The 22,688-nt window shown below is 58.0% G+C and carries 19 protein-coding genes; 3 read left to right on the top strand and 16 right to left on the bottom strand.

The annotated features are described in order from the left end of the window. Window positions 1-12 precede the first annotated feature (12 nt). The 10 genes from deoA to NR195_RS10275 all read right to left on the bottom strand — a co-directional run bounded on the left by deoA (window position 13) and on the right by NR195_RS10275 (window position 9,765). Entirely contained in the window at window positions 13-1,341 is a 1,329-nt protein-coding gene (deoA, locus tag NR195_RS10320; RefSeq protein ID WP_256844489.1) for a thymidine phosphorylase, read from the bottom strand. Between the two features lie 62 nt (window positions 1,342-1,403). After that, complete coding sequence (deoC, locus tag NR195_RS10315) at window positions 1,404-2,183, bottom strand: deoxyribose-phosphate aldolase (protein WP_010248957.1); 780 nt, start codon at window positions 2,181-2,183, stop codon at window positions 1,404-1,406. A 248-nt stretch (window positions 2,184-2,431) separates the two neighbouring features. Beyond that, window positions 2,432-3,229, bottom strand: a complete 798-nt coding sequence (locus tag NR195_RS10310) for a TatD family hydrolase (RefSeq protein WP_052271484.1) — start codon at window positions 3,227-3,229, stop codon at window positions 2,432-2,434. Continuing rightward, a complete protein-coding gene (locus NR195_RS10305; RefSeq protein WP_010248962.1) occupies window positions 3,226-4,278 on the bottom strand; it encodes a patatin family protein in 1,053 nt (350 codons plus the stop codon). Before NR195_RS10305 ends, NR195_RS10310 begins: the two co-directional genes overlap by 4 nt. Before the next feature lie 220 nt (window positions 4,279-4,498). Beyond that, a complete protein-coding gene (locus NR195_RS10300; protein WP_003848537.1) occupies window positions 4,499-4,660 on the bottom strand; it encodes a DUF1328 domain-containing protein in 162 nt (53 codons plus the stop codon). Window positions 4,661-4,772: 112 nt separating this feature from the next. Further along, entirely contained in the window at window positions 4,773-5,387 is a 615-nt protein-coding gene (osmY, locus tag NR195_RS10295) for a molecular chaperone OsmY (RefSeq protein ID WP_010671097.1), read from the bottom strand. A gap of 258 nt (window positions 5,388-5,645) precedes the next feature. Next, complete coding sequence (prfC, locus tag NR195_RS10290) at window positions 5,646-7,232, bottom strand: peptide chain release factor 3 (RefSeq protein WP_010671098.1); 1,587 nt, start codon at window positions 7,230-7,232, stop codon at window positions 5,646-5,648. A 293-nt stretch (window positions 7,233-7,525) separates the two neighbouring features. Next, window positions 7,526-8,629, bottom strand: a complete 1,104-nt coding sequence (locus tag NR195_RS10285) for a M20 peptidase aminoacylase family protein (RefSeq protein ID WP_062758406.1) — start codon at window positions 8,627-8,629, stop codon at window positions 7,526-7,528. 4 nt (window positions 8,630-8,633) lie between these two features. Then, window positions 8,634-9,107, bottom strand: coding sequence for a YjiG family protein (locus NR195_RS10280; RefSeq protein WP_010248980.1), 474 nt, complete (start codon window positions 9,105-9,107; stop codon window positions 8,634-8,636). After that, window positions 9,097-9,765, bottom strand: coding sequence for a nucleoside recognition domain-containing protein (locus tag NR195_RS10275; RefSeq protein WP_010671100.1), 669 nt, complete (start codon window positions 9,763-9,765; stop codon window positions 9,097-9,099). The genes NR195_RS10280 and NR195_RS10275 overlap by 11 nt, the downstream gene beginning before the upstream one ends. A gap of 489 nt (window positions 9,766-10,254) precedes the next feature. On the opposite strand from NR195_RS10275, the gene ftnA reads away from it, so the two are divergent. Continuing rightward, a complete protein-coding gene (gene ftnA / locus NR195_RS10270; RefSeq protein ID WP_010248984.1) occupies window positions 10,255-10,761 on the top strand; it encodes a non-heme ferritin in 507 nt (168 codons plus the stop codon). Window positions 10,762-10,821: 60 nt separating this feature from the next. Here the strand turns inward: ftnA and NR195_RS10265 are convergent, their stop codons facing one another. Both NR195_RS10265 and NR195_RS10260 read right to left on the bottom strand, forming a co-directional pair. Further along, window positions 10,822-13,185: a TIM-barrel domain-containing protein gene (locus NR195_RS10265; RefSeq protein WP_033785612.1), complete on the bottom strand. Its 2,364-nt coding sequence runs from the start codon at window positions 13,183-13,185 to the stop codon at window positions 10,822-10,824. A 10-nt stretch (window positions 13,186-13,195) separates the two neighbouring features. After that, complete coding sequence (locus NR195_RS10260; protein ID WP_010248988.1) at window positions 13,196-14,506, bottom strand: MFS transporter; 1,311 nt, start codon at window positions 14,504-14,506, stop codon at window positions 13,196-13,198. Between NR195_RS10260 and NR195_RS10255 the strand changes: the two genes are divergently transcribed. Together NR195_RS10255 and NR195_RS10250 are read left to right on the top strand one after the other, a co-directional pair. Next, on the top strand, window positions 14,478-14,732 hold the full coding sequence (locus NR195_RS10255) for a hypothetical protein (protein ID WP_256844488.1): 255 nt from the start codon (window positions 14,478-14,480) through the stop codon (window positions 14,730-14,732). The genes NR195_RS10260 and NR195_RS10255 overlap by 29 nt on opposite strands. Continuing rightward, the gene (locus NR195_RS10250; protein WP_256844487.1) at window positions 14,729-15,793 is read left to right on the top strand and encodes a LacI family DNA-binding transcriptional regulator; all 1,065 of its coding nucleotides are present in this window, start codon (window positions 14,729-14,731) and stop codon (window positions 15,791-15,793) included. The genes NR195_RS10255 and NR195_RS10250 overlap by 4 nt, the downstream gene beginning before the upstream one ends. 41 nt (window positions 15,794-15,834) lie before the next feature. On the opposite strand, the gene NR195_RS10245 is transcribed toward NR195_RS10250, so the two are convergent. The 4 genes from NR195_RS10245 to NR195_RS10230 form a co-directional block, all read right to left on the bottom strand. Next, on the bottom strand, window positions 15,835-18,684 hold the full coding sequence (locus NR195_RS10245; protein ID WP_010671103.1) for a bifunctional diguanylate cyclase/phosphodiesterase: 2,850 nt from the start codon (window positions 18,682-18,684) through the stop codon (window positions 15,835-15,837). Between the two features lie 178 nt (window positions 18,685-18,862). Continuing rightward, window positions 18,863-19,951, bottom strand: a complete 1,089-nt coding sequence (locus NR195_RS10240; protein WP_033780687.1) for an MBL fold metallo-hydrolase — start codon at window positions 19,949-19,951, stop codon at window positions 18,863-18,865. Then, window positions 19,939-21,678, bottom strand: coding sequence for an iron ABC transporter permease (locus NR195_RS10235; protein WP_256849121.1), 1,740 nt, complete (start codon window positions 21,676-21,678; stop codon window positions 19,939-19,941). The genes NR195_RS10240 and NR195_RS10235 overlap by 13 nt, the downstream gene beginning before the upstream one ends. A gap of 2 nt (window positions 21,679-21,680) precedes the next feature. Continuing rightward, window positions 21,681-22,682: an ABC transporter substrate-binding protein gene (locus NR195_RS10230; protein ID WP_010248999.1), complete on the bottom strand. Its 1,002-nt coding sequence runs from the start codon at window positions 22,680-22,682 to the stop codon at window positions 21,681-21,683. Between the last annotated feature and the right edge of the window lie 6 nt (window positions 22,683-22,688).

The following is a 22,688-nucleotide window of genomic DNA, read 5'->3' as shown; positions in this document are numbered from 1 at the left end:
GTTACCGGTCAGTTAGCTGATATCGCTCACACGGCGATAGACAACCGGCGTCTCAGCCGGGGCGGAATTACCGAGCACCAGCGCGGCTTTGACCGCGGCGGCGGCCTGCTGCCATTTGTCTTCGCTGCTGGCGTGAATGATCGCCAGTGGACGCTGCGCATCGGCACGTTCGCCCAGGGTGATCATGTCGCTTAAGCCGACGCTGTAATCAATACTGTCGCTGGCACGCTGACGTCCGCCACCCATTGCCACCACCGCCAGACCCAGCGCACGGGTATCCATGCTGCTGACGATGCCTGGCTGGTCGGCATACACCGGCTTGCTCAGCATTGGCGCGGGCAGATAAGCGTCGTAGCGTTCCACGAAATCGGCAGGTCCCTGCTGGGCAGCGACCATACGACCAAATATCTCGGCTGCTTTGCCGTTGTCCAGCACCGTCATCAGTTTCTGACGCGCTTCGGTGTCGCTGGCGGCCAGTTTGCCGGAGACCAGCATTTCGCTGCAGAGCGCCAGCGTCACTTCCAGCAGGCGCGGATTACGCTCTTGGCCGGTCAGGAAGCGAACCGCTTCACGCACTTCCAGCGCGTTACCGGCTGAGGAGGCGAGAACCTGGTTCATATCCGTCAGCAGTGCGGTGGTCTGGCAACCTGCGCCATTGGCGACGCCAACAATTGACTGCGCCAGACTTTCTGACGCCTCATAGGTTGGCATAAACGCGCCGGAACCCACTTTGACATCCATCACCAGTGCATCCAGCCCTTCTGCCAGCTTCTTCGCCAGAATCGAGGCGGTAATCAGCGGGATCGAATCGACGGTGGCGGTGATGTCACGCGTGGCGTAGAAACGCTTATCCGCCGGTGCCAGCGAGCTGGTCTGGCCGATAATCGCCACACCCACCTGCTTGATGATCTCGCGGAAGCGGTCATCGCTCGGGAAGATATCGAAGCCCGGGATCGCTTCCAGTTTATCCAGCGTGCCACCGGTATGGCCAAGGCCACGACCCGAGATCATCGGGACATATCCGCCGCAGGCCGCGACCATCGGCCCTAACATCAGCGACGTCACATCGCCGACGCCGCCGGTCGAGTGCTTATCCACCACCGGCCCATTGAGATTAAGTGATTTCCAGTTCAGTACCGTACCGGAATCACGCATCGCCATGGTCAGCGCGACCCGCTCAGGCAGCGTCATATCGTGGAAATAGATGGTCATCGCCAGCGCGGCAATCTGACCTTCCGAAACGGTGTTATCACGCACACCATTGATGAAGAAGCGAATCTCCTCTTCAGTCAGCGCATGGCCGTCACGTTTTTTGCGAATTATTTCTTGTGGCAGGAACAAGGTAACCCCCTGGTTCAGGGAAATCAGGATGGGGAACAGGCGGTCAGCGACCGCCTGAAGGATCAGTAACCCGCTTTGCTGGTGTCGCTGTCATGACCCAGGGTGTTGAGCAGGCTCGCCAGCAGGCTTGATGCACCAAAGCGGAAATGACGCGCATCGGCCCAGTCGGCACCCAGCGTCTCTTCCGCCATTTTCAGATAGATAGCGGCATCTTCAGCGGTGCGCACGCCACCAGCGGGCTTAAAGCCAACCTGCTGGCTGACGCCTTTATCACGGATCACGTTCATCATGATCTGCGCCACTTCAGGCGTGGCGTTAACCGGCACTTTACCGGTAGAGGTTTTAATGAAATCGGCACCGGCATCAATGGCAATCTCAGAGGCCTGACGGATCAGCGCTTCCTGCTTCAGTTCACCGGTTTCGATGATCACTTTCAGCAGCACATCGGCTTCGGCACAGGCGGTTTTACAGGCTTTCACCAGATCGAAACCGACCTGACTGTTACCGGCGATCAGCGCACGATACGGGAACACCACATCCACTTCATCGGCACCGTAGGCGATAGCGGCGCGGGTTTCTGCCAGCGCAATATCAATGTCGTCATTGCCGTGCGGGAAGTTAGTCACCGTGGCGATGCGGATCTCCGGGGTGCCCTGCTCGCGCAGCGTTTTACGGGCAATCGGAATAAAACGCGGATAGATACAGATTGCGGCGGTGTTGCCTGCCGGGGATTTGGCCTGATGACACAGGGCGATCACTTTTGCGTCGGTGTCGTCGTCATTCAGGGTGGTTAAATCCATCAGTTTCAGGGCGCGCAGGGCAAGGTCTTTGATATCGGTCATGAGGCTCTCCAAAGGATCGGGGTGCAACCCACCGGCTCGCCGGCGGAATGTTATAATAATAACACTCTGGTGCGGCCTGATATGTGCCAGGAGTCACATAGGAATAAGAAATTAGTGCAACATTGCCACGTTTACTGTGACTAACATTACAGATAACAGGGCTTGGTGGTTATTATACGCCAGCGGGTGCAATGTTACTATTATCACATTTAAGCGCAATGGCTGCAGGTCGGGTGAGACGCGGGCGGTCAGTTGCGCAGCGCCGGGAAAGCGGGATCGAGCTGAAATAGCTGCTGACTGTTGTGCCACAGCGCATCAGCAATCTCCTCCGGTGACTCTTCACGCAGGCTGCAGAGCACCTCCCATACCTGACGCGCCCGCTCCGGACGATTAGGCTGGCCCTGAAAGCCCTGCAGCGGCATATCGGGTGCATCGGTTTCCAGCAGCAGCGAAGAGAGCGGCAGCTGCGCCACGGTCTGACGGGTTTTGCTGGCGCGTTCATAGGTAATGGTCCCGCCGATGCCAATCGCATAACCCAGCTTAATAAAGGCCTGAGCCTGCTGCAGGCTGCCCGCAAAACCATGCACCACGCCACGGCGCGGCAGATCGTAACGACGCAGAATCTGAGCCAGCTTGTCATGAGTGCGGCGCGAATGCAGGATCACCGGCAGCTGATACGCTTTCGCCAGCTTAAGCTGCGCCTCAAGAAAGCGTTGCTGCTTATCAAACTGCGGATCGTCGCGATAGAGATCCAGCCCGATCTCGCCGATCGCCACCAGCTTACGCGGCCGCTGTTGCAGTAAGGTTTCCAGCTGGTCGAGATGGGCCTCCTGATGATTTTCGATAACGATCGGATGCAGGCCCAGCGCGGCATAGAGCGCCTGTTGCGCCGCGGCTAACGCGCAGACCCGCTCAAAGCGGCTGGCATCGATCGCCGGAACGATAATCTTTTCCACGCCAGCTTCTGCAGCACGTGCCAGGCTGCCAGAGATATCCCCTTCAAACGGCGGGAAATCGAAGTGGCAGTGCGTATCGATAAACTTCATGCCAGCGATCCTTTGTCGTAATCAGCATCATTATCCGCCAGCGGCGGTGTGATGATGAGGCGGGTATCGGGTGCATTGGCTACCGGAGCAGGCGGCGTAACGATACGCGCCGTGGTCATCGGTTCCGCATCGCTCAGCCACTGGCCCAGCGTGGCGAGGAAATAGCGACCACAACGCCGTCCCAGATGATAATCCTGATTCAGTGAAGCGATGCGGCTCCCCAGCGCACTGCTGGCCAGCGCATGTGGCGGAAAGATTTCGATAATGCGCAAATCATCGGGAGGATTCTCAATGAACTGCTGAATTTCCCGATAGCTCTGTTCATGCTTATTCAGCACGTTGATCATCGGCTGCAGTGCGCCGGTGCTGAGCCAGCGTTCCATTCGCTTAAACCATTTCGGGGTATAGAACATCTGCGACGGCACGGTGCGGATCACCACAATGGTATCAGCGCCACGGCGGGCGGCTTCACGCACCGGAATCGCATCGCTGATGCCGCCATCGAGATAGCTGATCCCTTCCAGACTGACCCCCAGCCGGTAAAAACCGGGAATGGCACTGGAAGCTTTAATCAGATCCAGCCAGTTATCAGCGGTCGGATTGAAGTAGCCGGGCGTATAGTCGTCACTGCGGCAGGCGCACATATAAAACTCGCGGCCGCTGGAGAACAGCTGTTCCGCGCTGCTCATCGCCAGCGGAAATTCACTGCGGGTAATATCTATCAGCCAGTCGAGGTCGATCAGATTGCCACCACGCACAAAGCGCAGCGGATCAAAGAAGAGTTTACTGGTGGTATAGCGGGTAATCACACGCCGGGCATAGCCGGGCTGACCACAGACAAAGGCAGAAAGATTTTGTGCACCGGCAGAGGTGCCGAGCATCAGCTGAAAGGGGTTGAATCGGGCACGCTGAAATTCATCTAACACGCCTGCGGTGAAAATGCCGCGTTGACCGCCGCCTTCACAAACCAGCGCAATTTTCTGAGATTTAAACGGAGTCAGGGCCAGAGGTTCAATGGCGCCGAGCGTGACAGGAATGCGTATACCCACTGTACGAACCTCAAAAAGGGGTTCCGGGTCTGCTGGAGGATCGATCCGTTAAAGACGGCAGCATTCCGGAGAACCAGTCATATGTTCCTTTAACCGGCAGGCCAGCAGGGCTGGCTTACCTTGCAGCGATGTGAAGGTGTCCCTCTCTTCACGTCAGTCGCTACAGATGACTGGTCTCCGCTCTATGCTTTGCGTTGCATTACACTGCAGGACTCATCGGCTAAAGCTTTTTACGGCCGGTAAACAGGCTGATGAGGAACAGGATAATACCAACGACGAAGACAACTTTAGCTGCCCATGCTGCTGTGCCCGCTAAACCGCCAAAACCTAACGCTGCAGCGATCAGTGCGATCACCAGAAAAATAATGCCCCAACGAAACATAAGCCTCTCCTTACCCTATTTAAAAATCGAATATTTAAAAATCGATCTGCTTATTTCATCCCCGGATGGGTATCTTTTATTCGTGCGGCCACAGAAGTGACCGCACGCAAGCTTAAGATTTAACCGTCAGGTCATTCTTAACGCTTTTCACGCCTTCAATGGCTTTAGCAATGCTTTCTGCACGATCTGACTGTGCCTGATTAGCAACCTGCCCTGAAAGCTGAACAACACCGTCGGTGGTCTCAACTTTTACGTTGCGCGACGGAACAATGTCATCCGCTAATAGCTTAGCTTTAATTTCGCTGGTCGTGGCGGTATCGCCCGCATAACCTTTCATTGATGATGCTTTGCTGTCTCTGACGTGTAGTTTGTCGCTGACGGATTTAACACCTTCGATTTTCTGCACCACAGCCACAGCCTTCTCAGCCTGATCCTGTGAGGTGACGAAACCGCTTAAGGTCACGACGCCGCTATGCGTTTTTACCGAGATATCCGTGCTTTTAATTGCGTCATCATCTACCAGTGCCGCTTTGGCTTTGGCGGTGATGCCGCTGTCATCCATATAACCATCGACTTTTTTCATAGAACTATCGATTTTTGAACCCGCGCTGTCGGCTGTCTGTGACGCTTTCTGCGACATTGATTCGTCAGCCAGTGCGCTGCCGCTGATCAGTGCTGAGCCAATCATGGCGGCCATCAGGGTTTTAGCAATCTTAGTCTTGTTCATCGATATCTTCCTTCTATCAGTTAACTCACCCAAAAACTGTGGGCGCAACAGAGGCACAGGTGCCGCTGCGTTACAGGACGTAAGGACAAGAGAAGTCTCTTCCGCCGTCCGATAGAGTAATCATAGACGGCATTTTGCAATTTGCCTGGCTAACTGGTTGATCACACGTCAAAACAGAAGAAAAACGGGGTTTTTAGGAGGAGTCTGGAAGGAGGAAAACAGGGCCACTCCCAGCTGGAATGGCCCGGAAACAGGCGATTAGTGCTCGCGCGTTTTGCGGAAACGGACGTCGGGGTAACGTTCCTGCGTAATATTAAGATTAACCATGGTTGGCGCGATATAAGTCAAATTATTGCCGCCATCGAGCGCCAGGTTAACTTCGTTTTTACGCTGGAAGTCCTCAAACTTTTTCGCGTCGCTGCATTCAACCCAGCGCGCCGTAGAGACGTTGATCGCTTCGTAGATCGCTTCGACGTTATATTCGCTTTTCAGACGGGCAACCACCACATCGAACTGCAGCACCCCGACCGCGCCCACGATCAGATCGTTGTTATGCACCGGACGGAACACCTGTACCGCACCTTCTTCAGACAGCTGAACCAGCCCTTTAAGCAGCTGTTTCTGCTTCAGCGGATCGCGCAGACGAATACGGCGGAACAGCTCTGGCGCGAAGTTCGGAATACCGGTGAACTTCATGTTTTCACCCTGAGTAAAGGTGTCGCCAATCTGAATGGTGCCGTGGTTATGCAGGCCGATGATATCGCCAGGATACGCTTCTTCAACGTGCGAACGGTCGCCCGCCATAAAGGTCAGGGCGTCGGAGATCACCACATCTTTGCCGGTGCGCACCTGACGCAGCTTCATCCCTTTTTCATATTTACCGGACACCACACGCATAAAGGCCACGCGGTCGCGGTGTTTCGGGTCCATGTTGGCCTGGATCTTAAACACGAAGCCGGTGAACTTCTCTTCTTTCGCTTCTACCGTGCGGGTGTCGGTGTCACGCGGCATCGGACGCGGTGCCCATGCCACCAGGCCATCCAGCATATGGTCAACGCCAAAGTTACCCAGTGCGGTGCCGAAGAAGACCGGCGAAAGTTTGCCGCTCAGGAAGGCTTCCTGCTCAAACTCGTGCGATGCACCCTGTACCAGCTCCAGCTCTTCACGCAGCTGTGCCGCCAGATCGTCACCGACTGCGGTGTCGAGGTCCGGGTTGTTCAGCCCCTTCACGATGCGGACATCCTGAATGGTGTGGCCTTTACCGGTCTGGTAGAGATAGGTCTCATCTTTGTAGAGGTGATAAACCCCTTTGAACAGCTTGCCGCAGCCGATAGGCCAGGTGATCGGTGCGCAGGCAATTTTCAGCTCGCTTTCCACCTCATCCAGCACTTCCATCGGGTCGCGGATGTCACGGTCAAGTTTGTTCATAAAGGTCAGGATCGGCGTATCGCGCAGACGGGTAACTTCCATCAGCTTACGGGTACGATCCTCGACGCCTTTAGCGGCATCAATCACCATCAGACAGCAGTCAACCGCGGTCAGCGTACGGTAGGTATCTTCCGAGAAATCTTCGTGACCCGGGGTATCCAGCAGGTTCACCAGGCTATCGCGATAGGGGAACTGCATCACCGAGGTGGTAATGGAGATACCACGCTGTTTCTCCATCTCCATCCAGTCCGACTTAGCGTGCTGGTTAGAGCCACGGCCTTTTACCGTACCGGCGGTCTGGATAGCCTGTCCGAACAGCAACACTTTTTCGGTAATGGTGGTTTTACCGGCATCCGGGTGCGAAATGATCGCGAAGGTGCGGCGGCGTGCCACCTCTTCTAAAAAGGGATTAGACATGGAATTCTTCTCAATAGGCAGCGCAACTTACTGGCGCTGCTGATAAATCACGGTGGCCGGCAGAACCTTACCGGCGGGTAAACGGTGCCAAAAACGATCTTTCATCGTTGGCGGGTCAGCGCGAAGTTACATTGGCGTGAATTCCGGTTACCTGGTCAGCTTTAAGGCGGCATAGCATACAATATTTTGCGCGCGCGGCCTACAGGGAGAGGGGCAGGATTTCAGGGGCGGGGAATCGGGGAACGGTGGATGCCGCAACAAAGCGGGACGGGTCTGCACCCGCCCCGCCTCCGTTATCCCAGCACCTTTCTGACGCAGGCTTTGAAGATCTGCACACCAATCTCCAGCGAGTCGAGATCAAAATGCATGTCGGGATGATGCAATCCTGGCGTCAGGTTGGTGCCCAGTCCCCAGAAGCCCGCTTTAATACCCGGACGCTTCACCGGATAGTAGAAAAAGTCCTCGCTGCCTGGCGTGGTCCGGGTTGACAGCGCGCCCTCTTCGCCCAGCACCTCGACGATCGCGGCGCGGATCACCGCCGTCGCCTCATCATCAATCTCGGCGGCGGGCATCTCTTTTAATACGCGTACCTCGGCGCTGGCACCCAGTGCCGCCACGCTGTGAGTAATGGCCCGCGTGACCTGCTCTTTCAGCAGCGTCATCGGCCCGTTCTCCTGCGAACGCAGATCCCACACCACGCGGGCTTCATCCGGCACCGAGTTGGTGACACCGGCATCGCACAGGAAGCGGGTTGCTTTGACGCTCCAGGTCAGGCCGGGCGAGAGGTGGATGGCGTTGACCGCCTGAACCGCCTGTACGGCAGCATCCAGCGCATTCACCCCAAGGTGCGGACGCGCCGCATGGGCGGGCTGGCCTTTGATGGTCGCTTCCAGCGTGCTGCAGGCTGAGTAGAGCACCGCAGGCACCGCCTGTCCGACCACACACTCCTCCAGCGGACGCAGATGGAACCCCAGAATCATCTCCACATCATCCAGTGCGCCACCTTCGATCATTGAGAGCGCACCGGCGCCCAGCTCCTCGGCGGGCTGGAACAGGATCTTCAGCCGGCCACGTTTCACCGCGCCCTCCTGCAGCAGAGCCGTCGCCGCCGTCAGCACGACCGAAGAGTGACCGTCGTGACCGCAGGTGTGGCGCGCACACGGCACGCCATCAATGATGTGCCCCAGCGCATCCATATCCGCGCGCAGTGCCAGCACCGGACCCGGCACACCGCTGTCGATCTCGGCCACAATGCCGGTGGTGTTATTGATATTGCGCGTCACCTTCAGGCCCGCTTTCTCCAGCTGATCGGCGATGTAGGCCGACGTTTTCACCTCCTGAAAACCCAGCTCCGGAATTTCGTGCAAATAGTGGTAATGCTCTAATACCTCAGACACAGCGTTACTCCTGAATAAACAGACGCATAACAGACATTGCGATCAGCGCGTTGATGATGCTCACCAGCATCAGCAGCGGCCAGTATTTTTTTGGCACATCGGCCACGCCCAGCAGCCGTCCCATATATTGCAGCTGCGATCCCATCAGGAAAATCGCCGGGGCCAGAATCGTGATATCCGCGCCGGTCAGCAGCCCTTTGGTCAGCAGACTCACCGCTACGCCGGTACCCGCAGACGATGAGAGCCAGGCGGTGAGCAGCACCGTAATTGCCTCACCCGGCAGGCCGAACAGCCCCATCACTGGCGCAAAAACGTGCCCGAGAAACTGCATGATGCCGAGCAGATTGAGCACTTCTGCCAGCACATAGGCCATCACCACATTTGGCATCAGGTTGTGAATGGCGATGTGAAAGCCTTTACGCGCGCCGGTCACAAACACATCAAAGGGATTACTGCTGGTCGTGATTTTATTTTCCATCGGCGAAATCCTTTTTATAAACACTGTTTAACACAGCGCGCGTTATCGCCGCACCGACAAATTTCAGCACGAACATTAATAACAGCGGAATAATAATCGGCAGCGTCATTGAGGCGAATAGCGCGGAGCCGATGGCGAAATAATTATTGATTAAGCCGGCACCGGAATATTGCCAGGCACTCATCACCACCACCTCTTTTTTACCGATCTGATTCTGGTCGGCCATCTCTTTGGTTAATGCCGCGCCCGCGTCGGTACTTTGCAGGTCGGTGATTAACGCCAGACCGCAATGGCCCGGCAGCCCCATCAGCGGCTTAAGCAGCGGCGTCAGCAACCGATGCGCCGCACGAATCGCGCCGTAGTGGGTGAAGATTTCCAGCACGCCCAGCGCCAGCATCACTGTGGGCGTCAGCGACAGCGCAAACAGGAACCCCGCTTTGGCACTGAGTCCGCCTGCGCCAAGAAAGGTGTTGCTGGCGGGATCTTTCATGGTGCCAAAGCTGCCGCCCAGCGTGGTGAAGTCAAAGGCGCCCAGCCATGAAAGACCCTCGACGTTATAAAACAGCCCTGAGAAAAACAGGATGGCAAAAATTAACGCGACATAACTGCCTTTGGTCGCCGTCATTTTTACCGGACTAACCACACTTTCATCTGACATTATTTTCTCCTGATAACCTGGCTTGCCGCCTGTTCCCTGCCGTGGCAAGTTTCAATATATGGAACTGAGTTCTAAGCATGATTTATGCCAGAGCCGATTGGCGCGCGATGATTAATGGCCCTGCTGCCACCACCGGGCGTTTAATCCACGACATGACTGTTATGGCTCTGCGAAATATCTTTTTCTGACGGCAACGTGATATTTCCGGCGCGTTATCAGATGACCGCTATTTCTCCAGCTTCAGCGGCGATTGCACCAGCAGGATAGCGACCGGGCGCACTATCATGGTGCTGAAACCTTGATTTTGTTGCCCGATAAGGAGTGATGCAGAATGAGAATCGCTCGTATTCAATTTGTGAAATAATTCTATTTAAATCAATCAGATAAATTGGCTGTTTTTGCGGAAAAGCCTTCGCTTTACTAACATATTTGATGCATAATCCACCGACTATACCTGTTTATTTAACATCTTCTTAAAAGGACTCGGCCATGCTGACTGCTGAAATGACTGGGCGTTTAAACGACCAGCTGAACCTGGAATTTTTCTCTGCCAATCTTTATCTGCAAATGAGCGCCTGGTGCAGCGACAAAGGCTTTGAGGGTGCCGCTTCCTTCCTGAAGATGCATTCACGCGAAGAGATGCAGCATATGCAGCGTCTGTTTGATTACCTGAGCGATACCGGCGGCATGCCGGTGCTGGGTACCATCGCTGCGCCGCCAGTCTCTTTCACTTCACTGAATGAAATTCTGCAGCAGGCGCTGGAGCATGAGCAGCTGATCACCAGCAAAATCAATGAACTGGCCCATGCTGCCATGACCTCACAGGATTACTCTACCTTCAACTTCCTGCAGTGGTATGTTGCCGAGCAGCATGAAGAAGAGAAGCTGTTCAAAACCGTGCTGGATAAACTGGCGCTTGTCAGCAACAGCGGCAACGGTCTGTTCCTGGTCGATAAAGATCTGGGCCGCATGAGCACCGAGAACCACGCAGAATAATGTTTATCGGCCCCTTTTCGGGGCCGATCTTATTGCCGTCTTGCTGACACCACTGCACCGCTATTCCAGCCGGTAACTCGCGGCTTTCACGCCATTCACCCACAGTTCACGGCTTTCACCCGCAGGCAGTAACAGCGCGATCTCCCGCCAGGCTGGCTGGTAATCTCCACGTTTTTCCACCGTCAGATCGATACGCGTAGCGCTGCTGCAGAGCGTCCAGCGAAGCCATAGCGCATTACCCTGTTGCCAGCCGTGGCTCTCGCCATCGTCATCAAACATTTCGCCTTGTGTCTGCACGCCTTCGGGGGCAGGCCATAATTGCCATTGCCGCACCGTGTCGCGCCGCGCATCGGTGGTGCTTTCGCACTCGCCCAGCGGGATCACCGCACCGGCCCGCACAAGCAGCGGCAGCCGATCCAGCGGCGCATCCAGCGTGATAGTCTCACCGCCCGCAAATGCCTTGCCGCTGTGCCAGTCATACCAGCCGCCGCGGTTACGGGGCAGATAGACTTCACGACTGCGCGCGCCCTGCTCTACTACGCTGGCGACCAGCAGATCGCGCCCGAGCATAAAGTCATCACACTCCTGATAGGTCAGCGGATCCTGCTCATGATCGAGGAAGGTCGGACGCAGCATCGGCTCATCCTCCACACTGGCCTGCCACGCCAGGTTATAGAGGTAGGGCATCAGGCGATAGCGCAGCCGGATCGCCTCGCGGATCATCGGCGTGACCTCCGGGTACATCCAGGGCTCGTTCACCGTGTGATCGTCATTCCAGGAGTGGATAGTAAAGCGCGGGTGCATAACGCCGTTCTGAACCCAGCGCACAAACAGCTCGGCATCCGGCTTATCGCCCGAGAAGCCGCCGACATCGTGCCCGACGTTAAACAGCCCGGAGAGGCTCATCCCCAGTCCCATGCGGATGTTGTAGCGCAGCGTTTGCCAGCTGGTGCGGTTATCGCCGCTCCAGGTCTGTACATAGCGCTGCATCCCGGCGCAGCCGGAACGGGAGATCAGATAAGGGCGTTTGTCCGGTGCAAACTGCTGCTGGGCTTCCATTGAGGCGCGCATCATCAGCAACGGCATTACCGGCCGGATATGCTTGATGGCGATCGGCTGACCAAAACCGTGACAGCGCGCTTCGCCATCCCACACCTCATATTCGTTGTTGTCATTCCAGGTGGAATCAATGCCCTTTTCCAGCAGCTGCCGGGTGACATTCTCCTGCCACCAGCGCACCGCCTGCGGATGAGTGAAGTCGAGGTGCGATCCTTCATCGTCCCAGAACACCGACCGCTCAGGACGATCCTGCTCAGAGTCACGAATAAACAGCCCCTGCGCGGCCACTTCCTGATAGCGCGGATGATCCTGCAGCAGGCAGGGCTTGATGTTGGCTGCCAGCTTCATTCCGGCAGTATGAAACGCGTCGCTCAGCGCATTGGGATTCGGGACTTTGTCGTAGTTCCAGTTGAAGACGTAGCGCTTGTTGTTAATCGAGGTGTAACCCGAAGAGAGCTGGAACGAGTCGCAGGGAATTTCATGCTCGCGACACAGACGGATAAAGGATTGAAGCTGCTGTTGCGCGTCGGGCGCGTCGGTGTAGTGCATGGTGGACCCGCTGTAGCCCAGGCTCCACTTCGGCTGAAACAGGGTGCGACCGGTCAGACGCACAAAGGCTTTGGTGACGTCGAGCAGCGTCGGGCCCAGCATCATGTAGTAATCAAGATCGCCCGCCTCGGCGCGGTAGCGACGATAAGGGAGATGGTAGTTATCCAGCTCATTCCCCAAATCGAGCCAGCTGCTGCTCAGGTTGTCATAAAACAGGCCAAAACTGACGCCATCGCGCTGCGTCAGGGTAAACGGAATATGTTTATAGAGCGGATCGGTGCTGGCGGCGTTGTAGCCCATGGCGTCCAGATTACGCATCTCAAAACGGCGGTTAACGCGGTTCAGGTCGCCGCTCTTCTCGCCCAGGCCATAAACCCGATCCTGCGGCTGGCGACGCTGATAGTGCTCGACCCCGTCGCCGTGTGCATTGAGCAGATAGGCACCGGTGTGACGGTCGGCGGCCAGCGGCTGCCAGCTCTCACCATCAAACTGCTCCCAGCTCAGGCAGAGCGGCTGATGCACCGTGACACGCAGCCGTTGCGTGCTGATGCACAACTGCTGCGCATCGTGTTCAACCTTAAATGCTGGCAGCGTAAAGCCATCCAGCGCCTCACGATCCCGCCCCTGCCAGGGCACGTCGCTGACAGGGGCAATGCTCCAGGTGCGGTTCAGCGCCAGCTCACCGTCGCGCTTCAGCAGCACGCGCATCAGCTTATCCTCCAGCACGTAAAGCCGCAGGAAGTGACGATCTTCGACCTTGAGTTCAACAAAGTGATCGGCCTGCTGATGCAGCGTCCAGTTCTTCAGGGTTTTCATCGCGATATCCTTATGGGTTAGCAGGGCGCTGGCGGCGTTCGGCGACCAGCATCACCAGGAAAACGGCACCAATCAGGTCAAAGAAGCCCATCGCCACAAACAGCGGATTGAAGCCGATGGTATCGGCGGTGACACCGATAATCAGCGAGAAGATAAAGCTGGCGATCCAGGCGCAGGAGCCGCGCATGCCATTGACCGTGGCCATCTGGCGGCGATCAAAACGCTCCACCACCAGCGCGCTCAGCATGCAGGAGATCACCTGATGGCCAAAGCCACCGACGGAGATCAGGGCGATAGCCAGCCAGGGATCTTTTACCAGCGTCATCAGCGCCAGGGAGACCATCAGCAGTGCGCCGGTCACCGAACTGGCGACAATCGAATTCACACGGGTGAGACCAAACCAGCGCACATAGATTTTGGTCAGATAGCCGCTGGCAACGCTGCCGAGGTCGGCGGCCAGAAACGGCAGCCAGGCGAACATCACGATCTGTTTGAGATCCATGCCGCGCTCATTGGCCAGATAGAGCGGTACCCAGAAGCTCAGGACCGCCCAGGCTGGTTCTGCCAGAAAAGCCGGGATGGCGATGCCGTAGAATTTCTTCTCTTTACCAATCACTTTCAGCGCGGTGAAGAACGGCAGTTTTTCCCCGATCGCTTCGTTGTCCTGATTAATAAAGGCCCGCTCCTCATCAGAGAGACGAGGATGGCTCTCGGGCGAGTGATAGCCCCACCACCAGAGTGCAACCCACAGCAGGCCCAGCCCGCCGGTCAGCAGAAAGGCGCCCTGCCAGCCAAACGTTATGTGCGCGACATAGATAATCGGTGGTGCCAGCATGGCACCAATCGAAAAGCCGACGCCCGCCCAGCCCGCCGCGACCGGGCGCTCCTTTTTCGGAAACCAGTCACCGATCGCTTTGGCGTTCGCGGGCGTTGCCGCCGCCTCAGAGGCGCCCATGACAAAGCGCAGCAATGCCAGATGCAGCCAGCTTCCCGCGCCGGCGTGCAGCAGACAGGTCACCGACCAGATCAGCGCACAGATCAGGAAGCCCATTTTCAGTCCGATCACATCGATCAGCCAGCCGCAGATTGGCTGAAACAGGGTATAGGCCAGCTGAAACGCCGCCACCACCCAGGAGTACTGTTCGGTCGTCATGTGCAGACTGTTTTTAAGTTCCGGTGCCAGAATGCCGAGCGAGTTGCGGGTGATGTAGTTGACGGTTACACCCAGCAGGAACATTCCCAGCATCCACCAGCGTAAATTTTTAATCACGCGCACCGTGCGGGATGCACTGATGGGTTTGGTTGTTGATTCGAGGCTCATTGTGCCACTCCTGATTGCCATTGATGACGCACACCGCCTGCTGGCGTACCGTGTGTCCTGTAACGAACTTAGAAAAGTGCGAAACGTGGGTACAGACACTTTTTTGCAACGCTTTTCATGGCAGGCTGAATCCCGGCAGAAAATGGCACTGAAACGCTTATCTGACGCGATTCAGCAGATTATGAAAAATTTTTCATTAGCAGATTTGAAGGCGATCACAGAATGAAACAAAGGCTGAAAGTAAGCGAAATTGCGGCACTCAGCGGCGTCTCCATCAGTACGGTGTCGCGGGTGCTGGCGGGTAAAGCCAATACCCGGCCCGCCACCCGTGACAAAGTGCTGGCCGTGGCGCAGCAACAGGGCGTGCTAAACAACCTGCACAGTGGTCGCATGCTGCTGAATAACCTGATGGTTTTTGCCCCGCCGCGCGCCTTTGATGTACGCAGTGACATCTTCTACTACAAAGTGATTCAGGGGATCAGCCAGGCGGTGGAGCCGCATGAGGTGCGGCTGCGCTACTGCCCGCTGGAGGAGGTGGAAAGTGATGCCGCGCTGTTTATCGACAAGATGCAGCAGACCGAAGCGGCACTGCTGATCGGCATTGATGATGAGCATATTCATCAGCTGGCGGCGGAGATGAACAAACCCTGCGTGCTGATTAACGCCCGCGATCGCCGAATGCGCCTGCCTTCGGTCTCGCCCCATCATCAGCTGATTGGTGAATTCTCAGCGCGCTATCTGTTTGAGCAGGGACACCGGCAGATCCTGTCGCTGCATTGCTTACGCCGCTACACCATGGAGCAGCGATTGCAGGGGGTGCGCGACGCCTGGCATGCCATGAACCTGCGGTTTGACAGCCGCCAGCATCTGCTGACCCTGAACAGCTTCAGCAGCAATGAAGCGGCGGAGCGGCTGAGTGAATATCTGCGCCACTGTCCTGATGCGCTGCGCCCGACCGCGATTCTCGCCAGCGGTGATTACATTGCGGCGGGCGCCGTCACTGCGCTGGAGCAGGCCGGTCTGCGGGTGCCGCAGGATATTTCGGTGATGAGTATGGATGGCTTTAACCTGGCCGCTATCCACGATATTCCGCTGACCTCGGTGCAGGTGCCGCGTGATGAGCTGGGCGCAGCGGCAGTGAGAATGTTGCAGGAGATGCGACTGAATCCAGGCACACCCACCGGCAGCCTGCTGCTGAATGGCAGGCTGGTGGTGCGCGAGTCGGTGCGGCGCATTCGCGATAATCTCAGCCATGCGCCGGTCCAGCAGCATGGCCTCTATGATTAACACGGTATGGATTAACACGGTATGGATTAACCCGGCGCGGATTAACCCAGCGTTTTCAGCCGCAGTTCCGACGGCTGAGGCCGTCCGAACAGGAAGCCCTGGAACAGGGTACAGCCCTCATCGCGCAGCTTAGCGAACTGCTCATCGCTCTCCACCCCTTCGGCAGTAATCTGGATATCAAGACTGCGACTCATGCCGGTGATGGCGCGGATAATCGCCAGCGCCTCGCGGCTGTCACCCATATCATTGATAAAGGATTTGTCGATTTTGATTTTGTCGAACGGGAAAGATCGCAGATAGCTCAGCGACGAATAGCCGGTGCCGAAATCATCCAGCGCAATCTGCACGCCCAGCGCCTTGAGATTTTGCAGGGTACGGATATTACCCAGCGAATCATCCAGCAGCACTGATTCGGTGATCTCAACCTCCAGCCGTGCCGGATCGAGACCCGACTCTTTCAGTGCGCCTTCCACCACCGGCACCAGCGAGCTGTTTTTAAACTGCAGCGGTGAGAGGTTGACCGAGACCGACTGCTCCCCTTCCCAGCTCGCCGCTTCGCGACAGGCTTCGTAGAGTGCAAACGCCCCCAGCATATGAATCAGGCCGGTCTCTTCAGCGATCGGGATGAAGTCGTTGGGCATGATCAGCCCGCGAATCGGATGATGCCAGCGCATCAGCGCCTCATAGCCAATGATGGTGCGGTTATCGCCGTTGGTGATGGGCTGATAGTAGAGCCGCAGATGCCCGCCGCTAATCGCATCGCGCAGATCGTTTTCTATCAGGCGTCGACTGCGCGCCACATCGTCCATCTCCAGCGTGAAATGCTCATAGCGGTTGCGGCCGTTACGTTTGGCTTCATAAAGCGCCATGTCCGCACAGCGCAGCAGCTGCTCCGGCGTATTGGTAATGGTGGTGCTGAGCGCAATACCCACGCTGAGCCCGACCGACAGATTATGGCCTTCAACGTTGACCGGCGGGCGAATCGCCTCAATCAGGCGCTGCGCCACAATGCTCGCCTCTTCATTACTGGCCACCGAAGGCAGCACGATGGCGAACTCATCGCCTCCGATACGCGCCAGAGTATCCTGGTCACGCAGCGCGTTACGCAGACGCTTAGCCACACTGCGCAGCAACTCGTCGCCAATCTGGTGGCCCAGCGCATCGTTCACATTTTTAAAGTTATCGAGATCAAGGCAGAGCGCGGCGGTCTGGCGCTGTATCTGACCGGCAGTGCGCAAGGCTTCACTCAGACGCTGGCGGAACAGAATGCGGTTCGGCAGGCTGGTGAGATTGTCGTGGTGCGCCATATGGTGAATACGGGCATCAGCAGCGCGCTGGTCAGTGACATCTTCCACCAGCAGCATCAGGTAGTTACGTCGCGCATCCTGACCGTTAATCGCGGTGGCGCGGGTATGCAGAATGCGTTCGCCGCTGGCGGTCATCAGCAACTGCTCACGCTCATGCATGCCCTCACTGCGCAGCGCAACATCCGCCAGATTATTAAAGTAATCGCTGAGTTCGGGCGACATACATTCATGCGGGCGCTTGTTGACGATCAGCGATTTCGACAGGCCAAACAGCTGCTGAGTGCGATCGTTAACCAGCAGGATCTCGCGGGTGATCGCATCTTCCACAATCACGCAGGAGGGAATGTTGGCGATGATATTATCCAGGAATTTAGAGAGCGCGGTTTTCTGGGTGCTCTGGGCTTCAGCCAGATCCCTGGCGCGCAGCACCTGCTGCTCCTGCTCACGGCGTTCCGTGCGGTCGCGGGTGATCTTAGCGAAGCCAACCAGCTTGCCGTCATCATCGTGGATCGCGTCGATGACCACATGCGCCCAGAAGGCGCTGCCATCTTTGCGGTAGCGCCAGCCTTCATCTTCAAAACGGCCGGTCTTAAGCGCGATACCGAGATTCGCTTCCGGGATGCGGTTCAGCCGCTCCTGGGAACTGTAAAACAGCGAGAAGTGCTGACCCACCACTTCATCCGCTTTGTACCCTTTGGCACGCTGCGCACCGGCATTCCAGTTCACCACCACGCCGTCGACATCGAGCATATAGATGGCGTAATCGGTGACCCCTTCAACCAGCAGACGGAAACGCTGCTCCTGCTCCCGTTGCTGGCTGCGGACGCGCTGCTGTTCGGTGCAGTCGCGGGTGATTTTAGCGTAGCCCAGCAGCTTGCCCTGATCGTCGCGGATCGTGTCGATCACCACATGCGCCCAGAAGGCGCTGCCATCTTTGCGGTAGCGCCAGCCCTCATCTTCAAAACGGCCAGTGCGATAAGCGGTTTGCAGGTTCTGTTCCGGGACACGGTTCAGGCGATCCTGGGCGCTGTAGAAGCGGGAAAAATGCTGGCCGACAATCTCTTCCGCCACATAGCCTTTGGCGCGCTGTGCCCCGGCATTCCAGTTCACCACGTTGCCGTCATGATCGAGCATATAGATAGCGTAATCGGTAACGCCCTCCACCAGCAGGCGGAAGCGCATCTCCTGCTCCCGCTCTTTGCGCTGCTGCTCCTGCTGCTGAGTGCAGTCGCGGGTAATACAGGCGTATCCCACCAGCAGACCGGCGTCATTGCGTATCGGGTCGATCGTCTCGTGTGCCCAGAAAGCACTGCCATCTTTGCGATAGCGCCAGCCTTCGCTTTCATGGTGTCCGGCAGTGGCAGCCATATCCAGCCCACGCTGCGGCAGGCCCCGGCGGCGATCTTCTTCGCTATACAACAGGGCAAAGCTGCAGCCAATCATCTCGTCTGGCGTATAGCCTATCGTGCGCTGAGCACCCTGATTCCAGCTGCCGATGATACCGTCAGGTTTTAGCATAGTGATGGCGTAATCATTCACGCTTTGTACCAGCATGCGATAGATGACCTCAGAGTTATTATCCATTGTGATTAGCCTGCTGCTCTGTAGCCGGATGACGGCTTAGGAATGTTCTTAATAGCGTGCGCAGACTACAGCCGAAAAGAGCTGAGATGACAAGCGCATTAAGAAGATTAATCAGTGTTTATAAGGGGTTTATCGGCAGCGGCGAGTAAATGTTCAATGACTCCGCGGTGGCGGCGCGTCAGGCGACCCGCTCCCAGCGCGAGGAGAGCGAATAACGGTGCTGCCAGCAGAGCATTGCCGGACTTTGACTCATCAGCTGCTGGCACTCTTGCGGCGCGACAAACGCCGGGATCACTTTCTGGGCCGCCGTCTGTCTGATCAGCGCCAGCTGATCGTCGAGTGGCGGATGCACATTCCACGGCAGCCAGCGTGCCATGCCGGATTGCAGCATCTCAAAGGCACGGGTGCCGCTGGAAACGTGACTGCTGAAGATCAGACGAAAGTCGGGCTGATGGCTGAGCTGCGCCGCCAGCCCGCTGTCAGCCACCGCATCCGCCGCGACAATAACCGTATCCGGTCGCCAGTGGTCGGGTGTTGCGACGCGCAATAACCGGGCCAGCGCCAGCATCGCCGCGGCGGGCAGGCTGTTGAGCGCCAGCAACTGCGCCACCTCTTCGCGCACCTGGGGACACATCACCACCGGCAGCCCGCGAGCGCTGAGCTGCAGCGCCATCTCAGGGCCGCGCCCGTGCAGCGGCGCGGTGACCACGGCGCCCCCTTGTGCCGCCAGGGCCAGCGCATCGATCTGCTGCGCCAGTCGCTGATTGCGGTCGCCATAGGAACCATCGGTAATCAACAGCCGTGCGCGTGGCGGGCAATCAAACGGCAACAGCAGCGATTCGCGACTCCAGTCGCCCATATAGGTGATGCCACCCGCAATCGGCAGATGAAACCAGATCGATCCTGGCGAATGCCCGCTGCGACCGGTAAAGAGATTCAGCGGCCCCAGCGCGCACTGGCCGCGCAATGGCAGGATGTGTCGCGCCTGAGCCGGCACGCCAGCCTCGCCCAGCTGCTGCCAGGTGATCTCACTGGCATAGACCGGCGGTGAACCGATGTCGGCCCAGCTATCCAGCGCCGCCGCGTGATCCACATGGGAATGGGTCAGGCAGAGCGCATCGACCTGGCCGATGGCGTCCACTGCGGGCCGGACGCCCGGCTCCGGCCCGGCACCTAAATCCCATAACAGACGGTATCCCTCTATCTCCAGCAGGAAAGCGGCAGGCAGTTTTCCGCCGACGCCGCTGATCACCGTCAGGCTTGCCATGGCAGGACTCCCTGCGGCAGACGGCGCGTCAGTCGTGAGGCCAGTAGCATTAAGCCCAGCACGATCCCGATCATCAGGCATCCGACCGCCGCCGCCAGCGGCGCCGATCCGCCTTCATCCAGGAAAATAATGGTCGGGCCAAGCGTCTGGGTTTGCGCGGTAACCAGCAGCACTGAAACCTGTATTTCATTCAGCGCGGTGAGGAACACCAGCAGCGCACCGGCCAGCACAGAAGGCGCCGCCAGCGGCAGCAGGATGTCAGTCATCCGCCGCATCAGACCCGCGCCGCATAAGCGCGCCGCCTCATCCAGTGACGGTTCGATTTGCGCGAACCCGGCCAGCGTCGGCCTTAACACCAGCGCCAGGAAATTGGCCAGATAGGCCGCGAGAATAATCCACACCGTTCCGTAAAGGGAAAATCCCAGCAGCGGCAGCGGCCGCAGGAAAAACAGCATCGCCGCCACGCCGGTGACAATGCCGGGCAGCGCATAGGTCAGCTCACTGGCGAATCCCAGCCCCCGCACCAGCCGGGTACGATGCCAGCTGAGAAAGAAAGCCAGGAACAGTGCCATGACGCTGAGCAGCAGCGCCGTCAGGCCGGTGAGCCACAGGCTGGTAAAGAACGCCTGCCGTATCGCCGGATAGCCCCATAGCGCCTGCTGAAAATTCTCCAGCGTCAGGGTTTGCCAGTTCAGAGCCTGACCAAAACCGCGGGTTAAGGCGGTGGTGAGCAATGCGCTGAGCGGCAGCAGCAAGGTGATCACCATCCACAGCCAGGCGATGATTTCGCCCGGCAGTCGCGCGCGCCGCAGCGGCTGGTGCCAGGGTCGTGGCGATCCGCTGACCCGGACATCGCGTCGTCCGCCCAGCCAGCCGCTAATCAGCATCCCGGCGAGGGTGATCAGCGCAATCAGCATCGAGTAGACGGCGGTATTGGGCAGCGCACCGGGGCCGAGGGTATTGAGCTTCTGATAAACCAGCGTAATCAGCGTCGGCACCCGCGCCGGAATACCCAGCATCGCCTGGATACCGAAATTCCCGACCGCAGCGACAAACGCCAGCCCCGCCCCGGCGAAGATCGCGGGGCGCGCCAGCGGCAGGATCACCGTGAACAGAATCTGCCGGGGTGATGCGCCGCTGATGCGGGCCGCCTCCACCAGTTCGGCGGGGAGTCGACGCAGGCCAGCCCGCACCGTGAGGAACACCAGCGGCGCATTGTGCAGACCCAGCAGCAGTACCATGCCGGTCGCGGAATAGAGCGGTTGCTGACCGGGTGCCAGCCATGTCCCGCCCAGCGCATTCACCGCTGTGGCCAGCAGACTGCCCGGTGCCAGCGCCTGTATCCAGGCCAGCGCAGTCACCTGCGGCGGGATCATCAGCGGCAGGATAAAGGCGAATACCCAGGCCGCTTTGGCACGCAAATCGGTGAGCGCCACCAGCCAGGCGGCCACCGTTCCCAGCAGCAGCGACAGCAACGTCGCGCTGATGCCGATCGCCAGGGTATTCAGCGTGGCACTGAGTACCCGCCGGCTGGTCAGCAATCTCAGCAGGCGATCGCTATCCAGTATGCCATCCGGTGCCAGCGCGGTTCCCATCAGCCGGGCAAAGGGTGCCACCGACAGCAGGCCGATCACCAGCACCAGTATGCCCAGCACCAGCGGTTCCGCCCGCCATCTGCGATGCCTGGCGGCCTGGCCTCTTCGCCATTCGTTGCCCAGCACGCTCACGATCAGCCGCCAAACAGTTCAGTAAAGGTTTCGCGGACCTGAGCATCCTCGGCCACCGCTTGTGCCACGTCCGGCGTCAGCAGCGTGATTTGCTCAATCGGCGCAAAGCCACCGGGTGCCGCCACGCGGGCATCGACCGGCCGGTTGCCCTGCTTCGCCACCAGCTGCTGTCCTGCTTCCGACAGCATGAAATCAACAAAGGCTTTGGCGGCCGGCAGATTATGCGCCGACTTCATGATCGCCACCGGCTCGGTCACATAGGAGACGCCCTCCTGCGGATAGACCAGATCGATGGGCGATCCCTGCTTTTTGGCGCGGATAATATCGGCATCTGTGATCACGCCATACTTATCCATGCCGCTGGCAACCGCTTTCAGCGCCGGTCCGTTACCGCCCTGTGGCGCAATGCCGATGGCGGCCAGTTGCTGATAGAACGCCCAGCCAATCGACGGGGTATGGATATCGGTATGCAGCTTATAGAGCGCCGCACCGGAATAGAGGGGACTGGGGACCGCAATCTGGCCTCTGTTTTCTTCTACTGCCAGCGCTTTCCAGCTGCTGACCGGCTTCGCACGCTGGGTGTTATAGGCGATCACCGTGGCGATAATTTTGGTGCCGAAAAAGGTTTTATCCGCATCGTAATAGGCAGGCTTAAGGTGGCTGACCGGGGCGGCCGGATATGAATAGAGCTGCCCCTCTTTCTTGAGCGCGCCCAGATTGATCGCGTCGGCCACCAGCAGCACATCGGGTTTGACCTGGCCGCTCATCATCTCCGTGCGCAGCACGTTCATCAGTTGAGTGGTGCCGTTGCGGGTCCACTCCACCTCCACCGCCGGATACGCGGCCTTAAACGCATCGATGGTCTGTTGCGCAATTTCAGGTGCCTGCGACGTGTAAACCACCAGCTTGCCGCCGGGCGCGTCGGCCGCCTGCAACAGGGTTGAGGCCGCGAGGCCCGAGAGCAACAACAGCGCGTGAAGCGGAGTACGAAAAGCCGTTTTCATGGTTTC

This window comes from Pantoea sp. Ft-CA_14 (assembly GCF_024520875.1).
GTDB lineage: Bacteria > Pseudomonadota > Gammaproteobacteria > Enterobacterales > Enterobacteriaceae > Pantoea > Pantoea agglomerans.
Note: the sequence above shows the minus strand (reverse complement) of the source record. Positions and strands in the feature narration are given on the sequence as shown.

What these genes read in the sequence shown, in the direction of transcription:
- NR195_RS10230 (WP_010248999.1), bottom strand. Translation starts at nt 22,682, where the DNA reads ATGAAAACGGCTTTTCGTACTCCGCTTCACGCGCTGTTGTTGCTCTCG.
- NR195_RS10245 (WP_010671103.1), bottom strand. Translation starts at nt 18,684, where the DNA reads ATGGATAATAACTCTGAGGTCATCTATCGCATGCTGGTACAAAGCGTG.
- osmY (WP_010671097.1), bottom strand. Translation starts at nt 5,387, where the DNA reads ATGAACAAGACTAAGATTGCTAAAACCCTGATGGCCGCCATGATTGGC.
- NR195_RS10265 (WP_033785612.1), bottom strand. Translation starts at nt 13,185, where the DNA reads ATGAAAACCCTGAAGAACTGGACGCTGCATCAGCAGGCCGATCACTTT.
- deoC (WP_010248957.1), bottom strand. Translation starts at nt 2,183, where the DNA reads ATGACCGATATCAAAGACCTTGCCCTGCGCGCCCTGAAACTGATGGAT.
- NR195_RS10260 (WP_010248988.1), bottom strand. Translation starts at nt 14,506, where the DNA reads ATGAGCCTCGAATCAACAACCAAACCCATCAGTGCATCCCGCACGGTG.
- ftnA (WP_010248984.1), top strand. Translation starts at nt 10,255, where the DNA reads ATGCTGACTGCTGAAATGACTGGGCGTTTAAACGACCAGCTGAACCTG.
- NR195_RS10250 (WP_256844487.1), top strand. Translation starts at nt 14,729, where the DNA reads ATGAAACAAAGGCTGAAAGTAAGCGAAATTGCGGCACTCAGCGGCGTC.
- NR195_RS10300 (WP_003848537.1), bottom strand. Translation starts at nt 4,660, where the DNA reads ATGTTTCGTTGGGGCATTATTTTTCTGGTGATCGCACTGATCGCTGCA.
- NR195_RS10310 (WP_052271484.1), bottom strand. Translation starts at nt 3,229, where the DNA reads ATGAAGTTTATCGATACGCACTGCCACTTCGATTTCCCGCCGTTTGAA.
- NR195_RS10275 (WP_010671100.1), bottom strand. Translation starts at nt 9,765, where the DNA reads ATGTCAGATGAAAGTGTGGTTAGTCCGGTAAAAATGACGGCGACCAAA.
- NR195_RS10240 (WP_033780687.1), bottom strand. Translation starts at nt 19,951, where the DNA reads ATGGCAAGCCTGACGGTGATCAGCGGCGTCGGCGGAAAACTGCCTGCC.
- NR195_RS10280 (WP_010248980.1), bottom strand. Translation starts at nt 9,107, where the DNA reads ATGGAAAATAAAATCACGACCAGCAGTAATCCCTTTGATGTGTTTGTG.
- NR195_RS10255 (WP_256844488.1), top strand. Translation starts at nt 14,478, where the DNA reads ATGGGTTTGGTTGTTGATTCGAGGCTCATTGTGCCACTCCTGATTGCC.
- prfC (WP_010671098.1), bottom strand. Translation starts at nt 7,232, where the DNA reads ATGTCTAATCCCTTTTTAGAAGAGGTGGCACGCCGCCGCACCTTCGCG.